Here is an 18,226-nt window from a genome sequence, read left to right as displayed (position 1 = left end):
GAACGGGTGCCATCGGAGGACGCAACGGGGTCGTTCCTTTTGTTCAGTCGCTGCCCGTTGCATTGCGTGTTGTTCGTGAGACCAACGTGCACCTTGCTGGTTGAACCAATATCGGAAATAGATTCTCATAAATCATTCTGACTCTACCTATTGGCATATCGCCTGAAATTGGGCAATTCGTATCACCTTAATTATGGTAAACAAATCTCAATTCGATACTTTCTGAATATTTTTTGTAGTAACTGCAAAGCATAGACTCATAGGTTCGCTTAGCCTTGACGGCGAGCGACGAAACAGACGGCATTTTCAGTGAAAGTCCAAACTTTTGTTTTCTGTAGGTTTGAATGCTGAGCGTAACTGCCGGGTTATTGGAGTGGAGTTGCCATTCCGCACAAGTTTGAATGGCTTCTCAGGAATGACAGTCGGCTACCGGCCCTACGCGTCAAGAGCAAACGAGTGTCGCTCAAATGCCACAAGAAATTTCTATATACCTTGTTGTTTATTAGGCCGCTCTTGAGTCACAATGATCAATAGAAGAGGAGCCAAACAATGGCGACACAGAATACTTCTGCAGGAGCGGAATTTTCCAATATTCTAATCGAGCACACTACCGATATCGTCTCATCCTATTTGGCCAACAACTCACTCGGCGCAAATGAGGTGAGTTCGCTTATCAAAAGTGTCTATGCCTCACTAGAGAGTCTTGGTGTACCTGAAGATGAGCCTCGACCTGTTCCCGCTGTTCCGATTCGTTCTTCAGTTAGGAGGGAATTCATAGTCTGCCTTGAAGACGGCAAGAAAATGAAAATGCTTAAGCGCCACCTAATGACTGAACATGGCTTAACACCCGACGAATATCGCGGAAGATGGGAACTTCCCTCCGACTATCCGATGGTGCCGCCCGACTACGCTGCCAAACGTAGAGATCTGGCTAAGAAAATCGGGCTCGGCCGCAAATCTGGCCAGAAGCGAGGCCAGCGCAAGAAGACCGAAAATGGCGACTGAATTTTCGGCTATTGAGTGGCTGGTTCCAGTGACCGAAGAGGCCGCCCCCCTCGTTAGATCGATTCACTTTCAATCCGAACAATCTGCCGTCATGAACAGCAATTCTACGACGCCCATTAAGGTATGGGTCAATGATCAACGCCGCGACACTGAATTTGGCTGACACGATCGTTGCCCGCGCACCAAAATCCGCCGCGAAACGCAGCACGTCGAAAGAAACTGCAGACGTTGTGAGCAGTACACAGCGAAATAATTTACATACAAGAGAAAAATCAAAAATGAAGTGACAAGATACGTATTTCTTAAAAGGATTCAATTGATAAGTTCAATATAGCCAAGTCTAACACGACTTTCATTGTGTCTAGACTTCAGTTGTGGGCATTCCTGAACCAAAAACTCCAGCAACCGAGCGTTCCAAGCATGGCGAGACCTAGGCCGCCGAAAGTAAGAAAAAGCTTCCAGACCGTCCCTCCAATCTTGCCCGAGTGAATTGGGTAGAGCGCTTCAGCGATAACAGCACTGCCGTTGCTAGGGGGTTCTTTGCTCGCAAGGAGCGCTCCATTTGACGGGTCAAGCCAGACAAGGCTTCGGCCGTTAGGCGTCCATTCAAACGGCTGCTTAAGCCGCACAGTAATAGCAGCACCCGGTTCCGGAAATGTGATGCGACGCAGTACAGCGCCGGGGAACGCGGACCGAGCATTGGCTATCGCTTTTTGCCAGTCGGTTTTTGAGCCGGTCAACGGAAGACCTTTGGGCGGTGTTGAGTTGCCTATTTCTGGTCCCGCCCAAGGCGAGCTCAGTATTTCATACGCGACAGGGAAAAGAATTAAGGTGCCCGTAATGCCCGAAAGCATTAGCAATGGCGCTGCGACGATACCAAGGTCTCGATGTTGGCGGATGATTCCGCTGCGCGTCATCCGAGCAGGCCAAAGGCGGAGCTCAAAAGTCTTTCGCGTTTGCCACCAGAGCCCGATTCCGGACGCAGAAAAGGCAAACAGCACCAGACCCAACAGCCCCGTGATGTATTTACCATTCTGACCCAACAACAAATGTTGGTGAAGTTCGAACAACCATAGTTCGGGGCGATCCCAAATCGACGTCCAGCGATCGACAAGCACTCCATCCTGCGCGAAGTAGGCCCCGCTACCATTGGAATAGATTGCTTCGTGCAGGCCAATCTCCTCGCTGGCGAAAGTGATCCGCTTCAATCCAGGCTCTTCCGTCAGCGCAGCCTCGACCGACGCCCCAAGTGTCTTGGAATCTGTCACGAGTCGCTCGTTTGATCTGGGAAGGCAAAGCCAAGTGTGTTCCCACACCATTAGAGCACCCGAAAGCCCAATCACAGCGAGGAGAAGCCCAACGATCCCGCCTGTCCAACGGTGCGCGAGGCGGAGCAGTTTCAGCAGAAACTACGACGCCAATACAACGAAAACAACGAAGTACGTCTCTTGCTAGCGATCACCCTATGGCCTACTTTGTTATGAGTCGTTCCCCAACGGAATCGTCTAGCATTTTGAACGGCAGACTCAACCACCGTACTCACCTCACTTCGGGGATTTGTTGCCAATAAATGCGAAGGGAGCATCGCAGGCGCAACTCCGTTTATTATTCACACTAGCAGCGAAAGGATCGCTAGCGGATGGTCCGCTCCAGGCAGCTAACTAGCTCGGTGGTGAGGTCACAAATTTGGGTAGAAAGATGCCGAAATTGCATTCCTTAAATATGTAAAATCCAGCCTGTCCCACATCCAGTTTCGCGGCAGTCTTCATTGGTCAAATTGTAACTGCCGTCATCATGATCCCAGAAGGGATTGAGAAGACTATTGCCCGTCGATCCGACACTCTCCCCGGTATAAGGATGAGCTATTGGACTTATCGTCGGCTACTTCAACGAACGCAGCTTGTTTTCCGCAAAGCAGCGGCGGCCTACTAAAATCGGTGGTGGACCGTGCGAGCATCTGCCGGTTGCCCTCATTATCCAGCAGAAGAATGGTTCTCCGAGTTTGCGCAGAGCGAAATAGCCTCTCTAATCCTAACCTCTTCCGGTCGATTGTCCGCGTATCCCGTCATTGCGGAAGCCAAAAAAGGAAAACACCCAACAGCCTATTCATGCTGACAAATTGGCGCGCCACCGAATGTCCTCACTTGGGTCGAACGCGGAAGGTTGCTCGCTAACCTATCGAGCCTTGAGGCCAAACTCTATGAGTATACGATCCTGCTGATATGGCTTTGCAGTGGCCAAGACTGCGCTCGCAATGACAATTAACACCGCAAGGGCAGATGCAATCGTCTGCTTCGGAACATCACTCATTCTCGCCTCTCCTTCTTCGTAAGAGATATACGAGCGAAGCGGGTCTGCAAATGTGGTGTCTCCAGCCGGTCCGCTTCTGGCATCGGCCACGCCTATCGGATTGGTCATGAACGGGAGCCAGGAAGTGATAATGGTGGTCCCACCGCAGTGCCAATCGTTCAACGCTTTGCGTAGATAAGGGCGGCGGCCCCGCACATTGAGATTCCACCTGGTTCAAAGATCAAATTCCACTTGGCGCCCATCATAGATCTTTGCAGGAAAACATCGACATGATGGAATGACGCTGTGCGCAGGATTACGAAGGCCAATGTCATGCCAAAGCCTGCGATTGCCAGCTTGATCGAATGAGCGAGGTGTCCCCTTGTTGTAAGCCCAGCTGCCAAGTTCACAGCAAATAATACAGCAAGCATCTCAACGAATATCTTTTGAACGAAGCGGCGATCCCCATACCAACCTTGCTCTTTCGCCAGTGCTCTGGAAAGCTCCGTGAATAGACTCTGGATGCCGAGCTGTTTGTTGATTCCGAGCAAGAAAAGAGCGAACCCCAGCAGGCGCCAAAATCGACGCTCGCTTCTTGGCGACGTCCTGAACTTTGCCGTAGAGAGTTGAGAAGCACGAATTGAGAGGGCTGCAGCAACGCACTAGCCGAGCGTCGAAATCCAGCCCAAAGGACTCGGATCGCCAATACCCGGTGTCCAACCAGTTCCCATTTATTCACTATCGCGAAAATTGCACGCATATCAATGGCAGCGACTTGTGCAAAAGCCCGCAATCGGGTCGTAATCCTGCACTCACTCAACCGGCGCGATCAGGTCCTCTGCGGCCACGATCTGCCATTCGCCGTTCCGCTTCAGCCAGGTGTCGGTCCAGACGAACCTGCCAACCATGAGCAAGTTCCGGGGCATTCCCGGCTTCCTCTCCCTCGTTTCGCTGCCTTGTACGATGGCCATGTCGCCGTTGGAGCGCACCGTCACTTCGTTCACGTGGTTGGAAACGAACTTGATATCGCGCTTTCCCGAACCTGAGGGCGGGGGTCGCTTATTGTATTGATTTCCCAGCGGGCCGACTCCGATGAAATCGTCGGCAAGAATCCGCTGAGTAACGCTTTCGTATCCGGTGACGGTCGTTTCCGCCCATTGGCGCTCGGACTCGCGAATTTGGGCTTCCGCCGCTGCCTGGTCGGACGTCACTGACTGTGCCAACGCGATCGAAGACGACGAAGCGGCAAGGACAAGAATTGCCGTGACGAAATGGTGCACGTAGAGTTCCCCCAGTCCGGATGCACTCCCTTATACCTGTGAAGGACGTTTCTGATGTCCTCAACCGGCTCGGCAGCGATCAAACCGCCTCCACCAGTTCCGCCACCTTCCTGATCGTCGCGGCGAAAACCTCCGGCTCCTGCGCGCCGGGGACGAGGTAGCGGCCGGCGAAGACGAAGCTCGGAACCGAATTGATGCCGGCCTCGACCCCGCGCCGTTCTTCCATCCGGGTGGCGATGGCGAGCGCCTCGTCGTCGAGTGCGGCGGCGGCGGCTTGGCGGTCGAAGCCCTGTTCCTCGGCGATGTCGAGCAGGACTTCGCGCTCGCCGACATGGCGGTGCTGCTGGAAGTGGGCTTCGAGCAGCGCGACCTTGAGGCGGGTCTGCGCCTCCGGCCCCGCGGCGGTAAGCGCCCAGCGCAGCAGCTTGTGCGCCTCGAAGGTGTTCCACATCATCGCTGGCTCGCCGTCGTCGCCGGTGAAGCTGAGCGGGAAGCCCGCGGCCTCGCCGCGTGCCTCCATACCCTGCTGCATCTCGCTGATCTGCTCGGGCGTGCGCTGGTGGACCTTGGCGATGTGATCGGCCTGGCTCTTGCCCTCGGGCGGCATGTCGGGGTTGAGCTCGAACGGCATCCACCGCGCCTCGACCTCGATCTCGCCATCGAGCTCCTTCACCGCCCTCGCGAACTGGGCGTAGCCGATGGCGCACCACGGGCACATCACGTCGGACCAGATGTCGACCATCACTTTTGGCTTGTCGCTCATGCCTTCTTCTCCAGCCACCAGGTCAGCAGGTGCCAGGCCACCGCGACCGGCGGCGGCGGGATGAAGGTCGGGCTGTCCTCGCCCTTCTCCATCGCCTCGGCCACTTCGGCGCGGGTGAACCAGCGGGCATCGGCCAGCTCGGTCTCGTCAATGGTGAGTGTATCATCGTCGGCGTGGGAATGGCAGGCGATCATCAGCTGGCTCGGAAAGGGCCAGGGCTGGTTCATCACGTAGCTGACGTCGCGCACGCGCACGCCCGCCTCCTCCAGCACCTCGCGGGCGACGGCTTCCTCGATCGTCTCGCCCGGCTCGATGAACCCGGCGAGCGCCGAGTAGCGCCCCGGCGGGAAGCGGCTGTTGCGCCCCAGCAGCAGGCGATCGTCATGCTCGACCAGCATGATCGTGACCGGGTCGGTGCGCGGGAAATGCTGCGCCTTGCACGCCGGGCAGTCGCGCTGCCAGCCGCCCTTGGCCGGTTGCGTCGGCTGCCCGCACTGCGCGCAGAAGCGGTGCCGGGCGTGCCAGTCGAGCAGGCTGCGCGCGCCGCCGTAGAGCGCAAGGTCGTCGAGGTTGAGCCGGGAAAGTGCAGCGAAGGTCTCGCGCCGGGAATAGGCCGGGTCGGGATCGCCGCCCTCGGGCACCGCGCCGAAGCACGCCTCGCCATCGAGCAGGCCGAGGAACACCAGTTCGGCGTCCTCGCCCGCCTCGGCCAGCGTGGTCCAGGTCAGCCGGTCGCTGTCGAACTGCGGGATGAGGCCATCGAGCTTGAGCACCCTCGCCTCGGGCACCGCCAGAGCAGCGAGCCGCGCGGGGTCGGCACGGACGTGGTCGGCGCGGTCGAGCGGGTGGCCCGTGAACGCGAGCCTCATGCGCGGCCCGTGAAAGTGGCCAGGTCGTCGCGGATTGCGGCGGGGAACTGCTCGATCAGCGGATAGGCGCCCGACGGCATGTACTGGGTAAACAATCCGCCGCGGATGCCCTTGGCGATATCGGCGAACCCGACCGTCCCCGCGGCCCCGGCCCAGCCATAGACCCCGGCATCGTCACCCTTGCCGACGCGCCCACCAGCCCCGAAGCCGTAAATGTCGAGATCGAGGCCGAGACCCTGCCGGCCCGGCTTCTGGCGCACGGTATCGGGCAGCAGGTTCGAGGTTCCGAGCCTCACAGCCGCCTCGCTCATTACCCGCGTGCCCTTGTAGGTGCCAAGGCCGACGAGCATTTCGAGGAAGCGGTCGTAGTCCTTCGGCGTGCTCGCGAGGCCCGAACCGCCCATCGGGAAGGGAATGGGGTCGAAGAAGATCGAATCCGAACCGAGGTCGATCGGCAGCAGGTTGCCGTTCATCAGGTAATAGCTGGTCGTCATCCGGTCGGCCTTGCTGCTCGGCACGCGGAAATGCGTGTCGACCATGCCGAGAGGATCGAACATTCGCTCCTGCAGGAAGGCGTCGAAGGTCTTGCCCGAAACGACCTCGATCACCCGGCCCATCAGGTCGAGCCCCATCGAATAGCTCCAGTAGGTTCCTGGCTGGTAGACCAGCGGGAACTCCGCCAGCCGGTCGGCGAACAGTTCGAGGCTCGGCACGGCGGTGCCGCGAAATACCGGCAGGTTCTGCAGCCGAGTCACCAGCCCGGGCACCACGCCCGCATCCTGGAAAGCCTTGGCGATGGGGCCCTGCTGGACGATCCCGTAGCCCAGCCCCGCAGTGTGCGTGAGCATCTGGCGGATCGTAATCGGGCGGACGGCCGGCTCGAGATTGTCCGGCGTGATCGGCCCGTCGTAGACCTTCTGCACCTGCATCGATTTGAACTTCGGCAGGATTTCGTAAAGCGGCTGGTCGAGCGCCAGCTTGCCCTCGTCGACCAGCATCATCGCCGCCATGCCGGTGATCGGCTTGGTCATCGAATAGATGCGGTAGATGCTGTCGCCGTCGGATTGCCGCGCCTGCCCCAGGGTATCGACACCGCGCGCGAACACGTGCGTCGGACGGTCGCTGAACCCCACCGAGGCGACCAGGTTGGCGACCTTCCCGTGATCGACGTAGTCGGCCAGCAGGGAGTTGATCGCGGGCCAGGCGAAGCGCCCCTGCGCGGCGGCGGTAACCGGTGCAAAGGCGGCCATCGTGCCCAGCGCGGCGGCACCGCCGAGCCATTCCCTGCGGGTCAGTTCGAACGGGGGCATCGCGACTCCTCTCAACTGCGCGGCGCTCTTCCTAGCGGCAAATCGGCTTGCCGCGCCACGCCCTTGCAAGTCATAACTGTATTGTCCATATAACACACATGCTGAACCTGCTCTCGATCCTCACCGGGATTATCGCCCTCGTGCTAGCGATCCCCTCGACCATTCCGCTGCTCGGCTGGGGCAACTGGTTCGTCCTGCCGATCGCCGTGCTCGGAATCGGCCTCGGCGCGTTGTCTAGCAGCAACGGCGGGCGCAACTTCTGCATCATCGTGTTCGCCATCGCGGTGATCCGCCTGATGCTGGGCGGCGGGATTATCTAACGCCGGTCAGGCGATGATCTCGAAATCATCGTCGCCCAACGGCCGGGCGAAATCGCCCCAGTTGCCGGTCGTTCGCCAGTAATCGTAAACGCCGTTGTCGCGCATGAGCTGCTTGAATTCGGGCGTCTGGCGAGCCTCTCTCAGGCTCGGCCACCAAAGCAGGTAATCCATCGCCACACTGTAGGAAGTGCCGCGCCGCATTGCTTCCAATGCCAGCTTTGTGTCCCCGAGCAGCCCAGCGTGGAAGGCAAGCAGCACCAGCACCGTGGTGTTCTGCGCGCTCTCCTGCTCCATTCCCTTCCGCAGGATCTCGAGAGCTTCGTCGGGTCGCTCGAACGATCCGAGATATTCGACCATGAGAGGCCACGCGAGCCGCGCCAATTCGAGATAATTGCGAATGTGGACTCTCGCGGCCTCAACATCGCCCATCTGCCAGTTGCGGAAGAAAGCCGTGTGTTCGGCGACTTCGCGATTGGTTGGAATGTCGCGCACGCGCTCATATTCGGCCTCGGACTCCGCGTTCCTGCCGGCGATATGATAGGTGAATTGCAGGAAGACCGAGTTGAAGGCCTCGAGCGGACCGGCGGCGCGAATACGCTCTGCCTCTTCGATCGCATCGCTGCCGCGCCCGACCGTCAGCAGGCAGACCGCGCGTACAGACGCGATTTCGCTATCGTAGGTCGGCGATGCGGCCATGGCCCTGTCGTAACTCTCCAGCGCCAGCGCGAACTGCCGGTTGCGCAGGTAGGCGGTCGCCCGGATTAGATGGGACGAGGCGTCCTCGCGCCCAAGTTCGGTGGCGCGGGCAAGCAGGCGCTCGATGGTCAGCTCATTGCTCTCGCGTAGGTGCGGGGCGAAGACCAGTTGCTGCTGCAGCATCAGCGCCATGCCGCTCAGCGCGGGCGTGAAATCGGGATCGACCTCCAGCGCTTTGCGATAAAGCTCCAGCGCGCGGGTATAATCCTCCCCCGTAATTGCTGCATTTGCGGCAGAGCGGGCACGCAGGAAGACATCGTATAGTTCGAAATTCTCGGTCTCGCGGCTTTCGATGGCCTGCCTCTCCTTGGGCCGCAGCTTGACCTTGAGAGCCTTGACGATTTCCTGGCTGAGTTCGTCCTGCAGGGCGAAAATGTCGTCGAGATCGCGGTCGAAGCGCTCGGCCCAGATATGGCCATTGGTCTTGCCGTCGATGAGCTGGGCGGTGACGCGAACCCGGTTCCCGGCCCTGCGGACGCTGCCTTCAAGAACGTGGGTGACGCCGAGCTGGCGGGCGACTTCCGGGATGTCGACGTGCTTGCCCTTGAAGGTGAAAGCCGAATTGCGGCTGATTACCAGCAGCGAGGAAACCTTCGAAAGGTCGGTGATGATGTCCTCGCTGATGCCGTCGGCGAAATACTCCTGCTCGGGATCGCCGCCCATGTTGGCGAAGGGCAGGACAACGACCGAGGTCTGCGTCGACTTGGGGGCCGGCGGAGCGGGCACCGCGCTCGGCACGGCAGCTTTGGGCTTGCCAAGCACCTCGCGAACGTGGGCAACGAAGCCCTGCCATCCGGGGTCTCCGGCATCGCCGTTCCAGTGACTGAGTTCGGCAGTCTGGACCAGCTCGAACATCACCGGGCGGCGGCACGGTTCGATCGTCGCCGGGACCAGCGTCTTGTTCTGGTCGGCGATGGTCGCTTCCGAGCGAACCCAGCGCGACACCACCGAGCGCGGTGACCACAGCACTACCACCGCCTTGGCCTCGTGCAGCGCGTTCTCGGTCACTTGGTCGTAGGCTTCACCCGAGCGCAGGTCGACATCCCACCAGACATCGAGCCCCTCCGCCGCGAAGCCGTCGGCGAAGTGCTTGGCCCGCGCGGCGTCCTCGCGGTTGTAGGAGAGGAAGATGTCGGGGCCGCTCACGCGATGATCTCGAAGTCGTCCTCGCCCACTGGCCGGGCGAAATCGCCCCAATTGCCGCTGGAGCGCCAGTAATCGTAGATTTTCAGGTCGCGGATCATTTGCTTGAAGGTCTCGGTCTGACGGACCGCGCGGAACTGCGGTTGCCACATGAGCATCTTGGTGAAGAAGTCGTAGTCGAGCATGGATTTGCGCAAGCCGACCGCGGCCAGTTCGATTTCGCCATGCATGGCGATATGGCTGGCGACGATCAGCATGCGCGTACCGTGCTGGTTTTGGGGATTTTCCATTGCCCGGCGCAGGATCTGCAGGGCTGCTTCCGGCTGCTCGAGCACGTCGTTACACTCGGCCATTTCCGGTACGGGGACGACCTGCGATTCGAGATAGCGGTGGAACTGCGCGCGCGTAGCCTCCCCGTCGCCCTCCAGCCACAGGCGGAAAAACTCAGTGTTCTGCGCGTCCTCACGGGCACCCCCGAAATCCTTGATCCGGACGAACTCTGCATGGCTTTCTGCCGAGCGGCCCACTGTGTGATAGGCCATCTGCAGCAGGACGCTCAGCGTGCCGGCCAACGGATCCTTCCGGCGCGAGGTTTCGAGTAAAGCGATACAGTCTTTGACCCGCCCGACACTGCCGAGTTGCCAGGCAAACGAATTGGCAATCTCCGCCTCGAATTCGACGCCCACCGTTGCGGCTTTCTCCAGCGCATCGAACGCCGCCGACCATTCATATCGGTAGCACATCAGGATACCGCGCAAGGTCTGGGCTCCGGGGGTTCCCATATCCTCGGGTGAGATGTCATGGAAATGCCGCTCCAGTCCTTTCAGCCGCTCGGCACGGTCGGCCCCGAATGTTATCGCGAGGGTCGCGTTCTGCGCGATCCCGGCAAGCGAAGCAGTAAAATGCGGATCGATCGCCACGGCCTGCTCGAACAGCGACTGGGCAGCTATGTGATCCTCGTAGGTAAGCGCGGTGCTGGCCATCGCCCGTCCGCGCATGAACAGATCGTAGGCCTCGAAGCTGTCCGTCCCGCGTTCGGATATCGCCTGCTTTTCCTGCGGACGGAGCTTTACCTTCAGAGCGGCGACGATTGCCTGGCTGAGCTCGTCTTGTAGTGCGAAAATGTCGTCGAGATCGCGGTCCCAGCGTTCGGACCAGACTTGCGATCCGCTCGTGCCGTCGATCAGCTGGACATTGACTCGCACCCGGTTGCCCGCCTTGCGCACGCTTCCTTCAAGTACATGCGTGACATTGAGCTGGCGCGCGACCTTTTGCACGTCGACCAACTGGTCCTTGAAGGTGAAGGCTGTGCTGCGCCCGATCACGGAAAGCGCCGAGACCTTGCCGAGATCGGTAATCACGTCCTCGGTGATCCCGTCGGCGAAATATTCCTGTTCGTCGTCCTTTCCCATGTTGCTGAACGGAAGGACAGCAACCGAAAGCTGGTCCAGGCTCGGCAGCGGCGCCTTGGCCTTGCCGGGAAGCGGCGCGGGCGCGGGGACCGGGCCCTTACCGACGAACTCGCGCACGTGGCCGGCGAAGTCGCGCCACGCGGCGTCGGAGGAATCACCCTGCCAGTGCGATAGCTCGGCGGTCTGCACGAGCTCGAACATGATCGGCCGCTCGCACGGCTCGATCATCGCCGGCATCAGAGTCTTCTTGCGGTCCGCCAGGGTCGCCTCGGCCCGCACCCAGCGGCTGTCGACCGAGCGCGGCGACCACAGCACGACCACCGCCTTGGCGTTCTTCAGCGCATCTTCGGTGACCTTGTCGTAGGCCTCGCCGGAGCGAAGAGCGACGTCCCACCAAACGTCCAGTCCTTGCGCCGCGAAGCCGTCGGCGAAGTGCTTGGCCCGCGCGGCGTCCTCGCGGTTGTAGGAGAGGAAGATGTCGGGGCCGCTCACTCGGGGATTCCCGCGGCGGCGAACGCATCGATCCAGGGGCGCGTATCCAGGGCGGTGGCCTTGAAGAACTTCTTGCGCAGGGAACCGCTCGTTACATTCGGGTCGAGGGCCAGTATCTTCCGGCCAAGCCGCGTCGCATCGTCGAGCCTGTCCAGATTGACCAGGATGACGATGCCCTGCGCAAGCGCCACGACCCAGTCGGGCTTCCTTGCCATGGTGCGTTCCCAGACCGGCAAGGCCTCTTCCCACCGTTCCTGCGCCATGATCGCCATCGCAAGGGCATGGAGAAAGATTCCTAGGTTGGGATCGAGCGGATTCTGACGGATGGCCCGCTCGGCAAGCACGATCGCCCTGTCACTGTTTCCGGTGTAGTTCTCGACCATCGAACAATAGAAGTTCGTCCACACCGCATTGGCGTTGAACAGCAGCGCCCTGTCCTTGATTTCACGCGCTGCCTGCAGGTCCCCGCCGACGATTGCAGTCATGAAAGCGCAGAGGGCAATGACGTCCGCATCCTTTGTCTGAGTCTTCAGGCAGCGATGCACCAGCTCCATGCACCGAGCTTCGTATGCGGCATTGTTGTCCGAACTCTCGAACCACCTGCGTTGCTCGTAGGCCCAAGCGGCAAAGGCCAGTGCCTGAGGGTAGTCGGGGTCGATCTTCAGCGCGGCCTCGAGCAGTTCGATGGCCGGTGCGTTAGTCTCCGGGGCAAAATCCCACAGCATCGGAAGTGCGCGCAGGTAAAGTTCGTATGCATCGAGGCTCTCGGGCGGCTTGCGCCTCGCGCGTTCCATTTCGTTGCGCTGGATGGTCGGAGCGATCGCGCCGACAACCGCCTCGGTGATCTGGTCCTGCAGGTCGAACACGTCCTCCAGTGCGCCGTCGAATTTATCGGCCCAGAGGTGCTCTCCGCTTTGCACATCGACGAGGTGACCGGAGATGCGCAATCGGTTTCCCGCCTTGCGGATGCTGCCTTCCAGGACGAAGCGCACACCCAGTTCGTCGGCGACGGTGCGGCAATCGACCTGTCGCCCCTTGTATGTAAAGCTCGACGAGCGGGCGATCACGAACAACTGGTTGAAGCGCGTCAATGCCGAGATGATGTCGTCAACCACGCCATCGGCAAAGTATTCCTGCTCGGGATCGCCGGACAAGTTGAGGAAAGGGAGGACCGCGATCGAGGGCTTGGACGGCAAGGCGCGCTTGGGCGCAGGAGCCACAGATGACTTCACTTTGCCGCCCTTGCCGACGAATTCGCGCACGTGACGGGCAAAATCCTGCCATGCCGGGTCGTCGGCATCGCCCATCCAGTGCGAAAGCTCGGCAGTCTGCACCAGTTCGAACATGATCGGGCGCTCGCACGGTTCGATCATCGCCGGCATCAGTGTCTTGTGGCGATCCGCCAGCGTCGCCTCCGCGCGGACCCAACGCGAGACGACCGAGCGCGGCGACCACAATACTACCACGGCCTTGGCGTTGCGCAGGGCCTCCTCGGTGACCTGGTCGTAGGCTTCGCCCGAGCGCAGCGCGACGTCCCACCAGACATCGAGCCCCTGCGCCGCGAAGCCGTCGGCGAAGTGCTTCGCCCGCGCGGCGTCCTCGCGGTTGTACGACAGGAAGATGTCGGGGCCGGCCACGTCGCGATCAGGCCCCTTCGGCCGCATTCCAGACGGTGGCGAACAGAGCCTGGTATTCGTCGGCGATCGTGGGGTTGAGGACGCTGCCCTTGTGCATTCGCCCGACGTGTTCGAGCGTCAGGCCGGGCCACATGGCCTTGAGCTCGGCAAGGGCTTCCAGCGCCTCCTCGCGCCGGCCGAGCTTCTCGTTGTAAATCACCATGTCCTTGACCGCGAAGGGGAATTCGGGAGCGGTCATCATGGCGGTGCGATTGGCTTCCAACGCCTCTTCATAGCGGCCCGCCATGTAGAGCGCTCCGGCCCGCTGCACGGCACGGATATGTGCGTCACCGCTCCGCGGAGCGAGGCGCCGGATGGCATCGAGATGCTCGAGCGCCTCCTGAGGCCGATTGAAGTAGTTGCACACCATGACCATCGCGACGTGGCTCGCCTCGAGGTCCGGATTGATTTCGACCGCGCGTTCCGCCCAACGCTGACCTTCCTTCCAGCGCCCGGTCAGGCAAACCGCCTGCGCCGCCAGAACGAGAACCTTGGGGTTCTCGCTGTCGAGCTTAATCGCCTGCCGCGCGGCCTGGTACACCTCCTCGCGGATTTCCTCGGTGCGAAAGCCGGGAACCTGCCAGTAGTTGCCCGACAAGTTCATCGCCAGCTGGGCGTGGGCGAGGCCGAATTCAGGCGCCAGTTGCACTGCGCGGCGAGACTCCACGAGACTTTCCTGCAGTGATTGTATCGTTTGGGCCAGGCCTAGCGCCGAGGCGCGCAGCATCGATTCCCAGGCCGTCAGGTTGCCCGGCTTGCGCAACGCCCTCTCGACCTCGATCTTGTTGACCTGCACGCCGAGGTGAGCGGCAACGTCGACGACCATGTCCTCCTGCAGCGCCGCCATGTCGGCCAGCGGCCGGTCGAAGCGCTGGGTCCAGAGGATTTCGCCACTGCCGGCCTCAACCAGCTGCGCGGTCACCCGCATGTTGTCTCCCACCCGGCGGATATTGCCTTCGAGGAGGTACTTGGCGCCGAGTTCGCTGCCCACCTGGCGCACGTCGTATCCGGATTCGCCGTAGCTGCGGGTCGCGCTGTTCGAGATGACCCTGAGTTCACGGTTCATCGAAAGCGCCGCGATCAGGTCTTCGGCCATGCCTTCGGCGAACAGGTCGTCGGTTGCCTGCCCCGAGCGGTTTACAAACGGCATGATCGCCAGGCCGGGCCGTGGATCCTCGAACGGTGCCGCAGCGGCGATCGACTGCGCGGCTACCGGTTCTTCCTTGGCCCGCGCCCTTTCGACGAACCCCTGCACATCAGCAAGGAACGCCTGCCACGCGCGATCGAAAGGATCACCGTCCCAGTGCGACAGTTCCGCCGTCTGGGTCAGTTCGAACATGATGGGCCGGTCGCACGGTTCGATCGTCGCCGGAACCAGGACCTTGTTGCGGTCTGCCAGCGTCGCCTCTGCCCTTACCCAGCGCGATACGACCGAGCGCGGCGACCACAGCACGACAACCGCCTTCGACTTGCGCAGCGCGTCCTCGGTGACCTGGTCGTAAGCCTCGCCCGAGCGCAGGGCGACGTCCCACCATACGTCAAACCCCTCGCCCTCGAATGCCTGGGCGAACTGCTTTGCCCGCTCTGCATCCTCGCGGTTGTAAGACAGGAAGATATCAGGGCCGGCCAACATTTCCCCCAAATCGGGCCAGCATGGTGCAACTCGCGAATCTAGCGCGCCATGCGGCCGGATGATTGAGGTACTCTATGCGTAAGTCGGCGCGAGATGCGAAGAACTATTATGCCTGCGCCAGCCGTGCGGCCTTTGCGAAAAGTGTCGGCAGGCCCGCTTCCTCGATGTCCGCTATCGGCCACCATTCGCCCTCGCCCAGTTCGGCGAACCGCTCGCCAGCATAGATCGCGAGGCCCAGTTCGAGGTCGAAGTGGCTGAAGCCGTGGCGCACCACCCCGCCGGCGCGCCAGCCGCCGCCGATCGGCGCGTCGCCCGAACCGTCGCCGCTGGCCGCCCAGCCGTCGTCGGGCAGCGCGCGCATTCCGCCGAGCATGCCCTTCCCGGGGCGCCGGACCAGCCAGACTTTCGCGTCGCGTTCGATCCAGAAGGCGGTGCCCTGGCGCAGTGGCTTGGCCTTCTTCCCCGCCTTGACCGGCAGGCGTGCCGGGTCACCCTTGGCACGGCCTTCGCATTCGGCGCTAAGCGGGCAGAGCAAGCATTGCGGATCGCGCACCGAGCAGGTGGTGGCGCCGAGGTCCATCATCGCCTGCGCGAAGTCGCCGGCGCGCTTGTCCGGCGTGATCGCGTCGGCCTTGTCGCGGATCGCCTTGCGCGCGCCCGGCAGAGGCTCGTCGATGGCGAAGAGGCGCGCGACGACCCGTTCGACGTTGGCATCGACCACAACGGCGCGCTGCCCGAAAGCGATCGCCGCCACCGCCGCGGCGGTGTAGTCGCCGAGGCCGGGAAGCTTGCGCAGCTCCGCCTCGTTCTTGGGAAACCCGCCCATTCCAGCCACTTGGCGCGCGCATTTCACGAGATTTCGCGCCCGGGAGTAATATCCGAGCCCGGCCCAGGCGGCCATCACGTCCTCTTCCGGCGCAGCGGCGAGCGCCTCGATGGTCGGCCAGCGTTCGGTGAAGGCGGCGAAGTAGGGCGCGACCGCGGCCGTGGTGGTCTGCTGCAGCATGACCTCCGACAGCCAGACGCGGTAGGGATCGGCCTCGCCCCCGCCCGGCGGCACCCGCCACGGCAGTCGACGTGCGTTGCGATCGTACCAGTCGAGCAGCTTGCTTGCGATGGACCCTGTGGCGCTCACGTCGTGGCTATGGCATGGCGGCGGCGACCATGGGAAGCGACAGCGACACACCAAAGCGGGGAAGAAAATCCCCGGCCTCAGGCAGCAATGCGGCAGGCCGCAAACCCAAGGAGTATGAACGGCCTCGGGGAGGACCCGCGCGCGCCGTCGCCGACCTCGTGCCGCAGATCGGCCGCGCCGCGTTCCGCCGCTTCGGCTTCGTGCAGAGCTCGGTCGTCACCCGCTGGCCGGAAATCGTCGGCGAGCACCACGCCAAGGTCTGCCTGCCCGAATCGATCCGTTTCCCGCCGGGCGAGAAGAGCGAGGGCATCCTCCAGCTTGTCGTGCTGCCGGCGCACGCGCCGCTGATCCAGCACGTGATCCCCGAGATCATCGAGCGGGTGAACCGCTTTTTCGGCTACAAGGCCGTGGCCCGGGTCAAGATGCGGCAAGGCGAGGTTAAGCCGGCTCGTGCTCAGGAGCGGCCCAAGGCGCCACCGTCGCTCAAGCCGATCCCGATGGAACTGGGGGAATCCTTGCGCGATATCGGCGATCCGGAATTGAGGACGGTGCTCGAATCGCTCGCCCGCAGCCTGGGCGACAAGGAGGAGCGAGAGGGATGAGGAAATACCTGCTGGCCGCGCTGCTGGTCGCGGCCGTGCCGCTCACCGCGGTGGCGCAGAACTGGCTCGGCACTTATGCCGTGACCGCCGCCGGGCACCGCATCGGCAATCCCAACGCGACGACCAAGCTGGTCGAATACGTCAGCTATACCTGCCCGCACTGCGGCGAATTCTACAAGGAAGCCGACGCGACGATAAAGCTCTCGCTGGTCCAGACCGGCAAGGCTTCGGTGGAAGTGCGCCACATCATCCGCGACCCGGTCGATCTTGCCGCGACGGTGCTGGTCAACTGCGGCGATCCGGCGAAGTTCTGGGGCAACCACGACATGTTCTTCGCACGGCAGGACCGCTGGACGACGACCTGGCAACTGACCCTGCCCTCGCAGCGGCAACGCTGGCAATCCGGCCCGGTGGCCGACCGCATGCGCGCCATCGCTTCCGATCTCGACTTCTACGGCATGATGGAATCGCGCGGTTATAGCAGGGTCGAACTCGACAAGTGCCTGACCGACGAAAAGGCGATCGAGGCGCTGTCCAAGAAGACCGACGCCGTCGCCGATGCGGCCGGAGTCAATTCGACTCCCAGCTTCGCGCTCAACGGCAAGGTGCTGCAGGGCGTCCACACCTGGGGGCAGCTGCAAACCGCCATTGCCCCGCCGAAGAAGTAATCCCGCCGGGCACAAGCCTGTGCAAAAGGCGCGCGCGCAAGGTTACCGTGCTTTGACGCCCGTGCCCGCTGGGCTAGCCTCCCTATCCGTATCCAAGCTGACAGGCCTGCCATGACCATGTTCCGACGTATCGTCCTCACCGCCCTGCTCGCCGCCGGCCTCGCTGCCTGCAGCGGCGACAAGACCGACGATGCCGTGGCGGTGTCCGAAGCGATTGCCGCGATCCCTGCGCCGAACGGCGGCAACTGGCTCGACGTCGCCGCGGTGACGCCCGAAGGCGGCCATCAGATCGGCAACCCCGACGCGCCGGTGAAGCTGGTGGAATATGCCAGCCACACCTGCCCGCACTGCGCCGAATTCGACGCCGAGGCGGGTGAGACGATCAAGAACAAGTACGTCGCCAGCGGTGTCGTCAGCTACGAACTGCGCAACCAGATCCACGACGCCATCGACCTGACCATCGCCCGCCTCGCGCGGTGCGGCAACGACCCTTCGGCCTACATCCCGCTTTCCGAGCAGGTGTGGCAGAACCTCGCGCAGATCGTCGCGCCGGTGCAGCAGAACCCCGCGTTGATGGAGAACGCGATGAAGCTGCCGGAAAACCAGCGCTTCCCGGCACTGGCGCAGCAACTCGGGCTCGTCGACTTCTTCGCGGCGCGCGGGATCGCCGCCAACCAGCAGCTGCAGTGCCTGTCGGACTTCGCCAGCCTGACCGAAATCGCCGACCGCTCGGAAAAGCAGTCCGACGAGCTCAACGTTACCGGCACCCCAACGTTTTTCATCAATGGCCGCAACCTCGGCACGCTGCGTTGGGCCGAACTTGAAGCCAACCTGCAGAACGCCGGGGCCCGTTAAAGCGGCGTAGGGGGGGAG

Annotated in this window: 17 protein-coding genes; 6 read left to right on the top strand and 11 right to left on the bottom strand. The window is 61.9% G+C overall.

Annotation, left to right across the window (positions count from 1 at the left end; translation table 11 throughout):
- The first annotated feature begins 549 nt into the window (after positions 1-549).
- Together GRI89_RS02325 and GRI89_RS02320 are read left to right on the top strand one after the other, a co-directional pair.
- Entirely contained in the window at positions 550-1,005 is a 456-nt protein-coding gene (locus GRI89_RS02325; protein WP_159791787.1) for a MucR family transcriptional regulator, read from the top strand.
- Between the two features lie 131 nt (positions 1,006-1,136).
- A complete protein-coding gene (locus GRI89_RS02320; RefSeq protein WP_159791785.1) occupies positions 1,137-1,292 on the top strand; it encodes a hypothetical protein in 156 nt (51 codons plus the stop codon).
- 81 nt (positions 1,293-1,373) lie between these two features.
- Here the strand turns inward: GRI89_RS02320 and GRI89_RS02315 are convergent, their stop codons facing one another.
- From GRI89_RS02315 to GRI89_RS02290, 6 genes are all read right to left on the bottom strand, one after another.
- Positions 1,374-2,402 (bottom strand): PepSY-associated TM helix domain-containing protein, encoded by a 1,029-nt coding sequence (locus GRI89_RS02315; protein WP_235912702.1) that lies wholly within the window; start codon positions 2,400-2,402, stop codon positions 1,374-1,376.
- Positions 2,403-3,473: 1,071 nt separating this feature from the next.
- Positions 3,474-3,845 carry a hypothetical protein gene (locus tag GRI89_RS02310; RefSeq protein WP_159791783.1) on the bottom strand — a complete coding sequence of 124 codons (372 nt, stop codon included), beginning with the start codon at positions 3,843-3,845 and terminating at the stop codon, positions 3,474-3,476.
- A 261-nt stretch (positions 3,846-4,106) separates the two neighbouring features.
- Positions 4,107-4,574, bottom strand: coding sequence for a nuclear transport factor 2 family protein (locus GRI89_RS02305; protein ID WP_159791781.1), 468 nt, complete (start codon positions 4,572-4,574; stop codon positions 4,107-4,109).
- A gap of 79 nt (positions 4,575-4,653) precedes the next feature.
- Positions 4,654-5,337: a DsbA family oxidoreductase gene (locus GRI89_RS02300; protein ID WP_159791779.1), complete on the bottom strand. Its 684-nt coding sequence runs from the start codon at positions 5,335-5,337 to the stop codon at positions 4,654-4,656.
- A complete protein-coding gene (nudC, locus tag GRI89_RS02295; protein ID WP_159791777.1) occupies positions 5,334-6,206 on the bottom strand; it encodes an NAD(+) diphosphatase in 873 nt (290 codons plus the stop codon). Before nudC ends, GRI89_RS02300 begins: the two co-directional genes overlap by 4 nt.
- Positions 6,203-7,516, bottom strand: coding sequence for a serine hydrolase domain-containing protein (locus GRI89_RS02290; protein WP_159791775.1), 1,314 nt, complete (start codon positions 7,514-7,516; stop codon positions 6,203-6,205). Before GRI89_RS02290 ends, nudC begins: the two co-directional genes overlap by 4 nt.
- Before the next feature lie 98 nt (positions 7,517-7,614).
- Between GRI89_RS02290 and GRI89_RS02285 the strand changes: the two genes are divergently transcribed.
- The gene (locus tag GRI89_RS02285; RefSeq protein WP_159791773.1) at positions 7,615-7,836 is read left to right on the top strand and encodes a hypothetical protein; all 222 of its coding nucleotides are present in this window, start codon (positions 7,615-7,617) and stop codon (positions 7,834-7,836) included.
- A gap of 6 nt (positions 7,837-7,842) precedes the next feature.
- Here the strand turns inward: GRI89_RS02285 and GRI89_RS02280 are convergent, their stop codons facing one another.
- The 5 genes from GRI89_RS02280 to GRI89_RS02260 form a co-directional block, all read right to left on the bottom strand.
- Positions 7,843-9,738 (bottom strand): TIR domain-containing protein, encoded by a 1,896-nt coding sequence (locus GRI89_RS02280; RefSeq protein WP_159791771.1) that lies wholly within the window; start codon positions 9,736-9,738, stop codon positions 7,843-7,845.
- The gene (locus GRI89_RS02275) at positions 9,735-11,639 is read right to left on the bottom strand and encodes a TIR domain-containing protein (RefSeq protein WP_159791769.1); all 1,905 of its coding nucleotides are present in this window, start codon (positions 11,637-11,639) and stop codon (positions 9,735-9,737) included. Before GRI89_RS02275 ends, GRI89_RS02280 begins: the two co-directional genes overlap by 4 nt.
- Positions 11,636-13,276, bottom strand: a complete 1,641-nt coding sequence (locus GRI89_RS02270; protein ID WP_328598040.1) for a TIR domain-containing protein — start codon at positions 13,274-13,276, stop codon at positions 11,636-11,638. The genes GRI89_RS02275 and GRI89_RS02270 overlap by 4 nt, the downstream gene beginning before the upstream one ends.
- Before the next feature lie 7 nt (positions 13,277-13,283).
- On the bottom strand, positions 13,284-14,948 hold the full coding sequence (locus GRI89_RS02265) for a TIR domain-containing protein (RefSeq protein WP_159791765.1): 1,665 nt from the start codon (positions 14,946-14,948) through the stop codon (positions 13,284-13,286).
- A 106-nt stretch (positions 14,949-15,054) separates the two neighbouring features.
- Complete coding sequence (locus tag GRI89_RS02260) at positions 15,055-16,083, bottom strand: A/G-specific adenine glycosylase (RefSeq protein WP_328598039.1); 1,029 nt, start codon at positions 16,081-16,083, stop codon at positions 15,055-15,057.
- Between the two features lie 14 nt (positions 16,084-16,097).
- Here GRI89_RS02260 and GRI89_RS02255 point away from each other — a divergent pair, with 14 nt between their 5' ends.
- The 3 genes from GRI89_RS02255 to GRI89_RS02245 all read left to right on the top strand — a co-directional run bounded on the left by GRI89_RS02255 (position 16,098) and on the right by GRI89_RS02245 (position 18,208).
- A complete protein-coding gene (locus tag GRI89_RS02255; protein WP_159791761.1) occupies positions 16,098-16,685 on the top strand; it encodes a DUF721 domain-containing protein in 588 nt (195 codons plus the stop codon).
- Positions 16,682-17,353 (top strand): DsbA family protein, encoded by a 672-nt coding sequence (locus GRI89_RS02250; protein WP_159791758.1) that lies wholly within the window; start codon positions 16,682-16,684, stop codon positions 17,351-17,353. The genes GRI89_RS02255 and GRI89_RS02250 overlap by 4 nt, the downstream gene beginning before the upstream one ends.
- A gap of 111 nt (positions 17,354-17,464) precedes the next feature.
- Positions 17,465-18,208: a thioredoxin domain-containing protein gene (locus tag GRI89_RS02245; protein WP_159791756.1), complete on the top strand. Its 744-nt coding sequence runs from the start codon at positions 17,465-17,467 to the stop codon at positions 18,206-18,208.
- The last annotated feature ends 18 nt before the right edge of the window (positions 18,209-18,226 follow it).

It is taken from the genome of Croceibacterium salegens (assembly GCF_009827435.1).
GTDB classification, from domain to species: Bacteria; Pseudomonadota; Alphaproteobacteria; order Sphingomonadales; family Sphingomonadaceae; genus Croceibacterium_B; species Croceibacterium_B salegens.
This window is presented reverse-complemented; position numbering and strand designations above follow the sequence as displayed.

Bases quoted from the DNA above. Each gene is read 5' to 3' on its own strand.
- GRI89_RS02325 (WP_159791787.1), top strand. From the start codon at position 550: ATGGCGACACAGAATACTTCTGCAGGAGCGGAATTTTCCAATATTCTA.
- GRI89_RS02320 (WP_159791785.1), top strand. From the start codon at position 1,137: ATGATCAACGCCGCGACACTGAATTTGGCTGACACGATCGTTGCCCGC.
- GRI89_RS02300 (WP_159791779.1), bottom strand. From the start codon at position 5,337: ATGAGCGACAAGCCAAAAGTGATGGTCGACATCTGGTCCGACGTGATG.
- nudC (WP_159791777.1), bottom strand. From the start codon at position 6,206: ATGAGGCTCGCGTTCACGGGCCACCCGCTCGACCGCGCCGACCACGTC.
- GRI89_RS02290 (WP_159791775.1), bottom strand. From the start codon at position 7,516: ATGCCCCCGTTCGAACTGACCCGCAGGGAATGGCTCGGCGGTGCCGCC.
- GRI89_RS02285 (WP_159791773.1), top strand. From the start codon at position 7,615: ATGCTGAACCTGCTCTCGATCCTCACCGGGATTATCGCCCTCGTGCTA.
- GRI89_RS02265 (WP_159791765.1), bottom strand. From the start codon at position 14,948: ATGTTGGCCGGCCCTGATATCTTCCTGTCTTACAACCGCGAGGATGCA.
- GRI89_RS02255 (WP_159791761.1), top strand. From the start codon at position 16,098: ATGGCGGCGGCGACCATGGGAAGCGACAGCGACACACCAAAGCGGGGA.
- GRI89_RS02250 (WP_159791758.1), top strand. From the start codon at position 16,682: ATGAGGAAATACCTGCTGGCCGCGCTGCTGGTCGCGGCCGTGCCGCTC.
- GRI89_RS02245 (WP_159791756.1), top strand. From the start codon at position 17,465: ATGACCATGTTCCGACGTATCGTCCTCACCGCCCTGCTCGCCGCCGGC.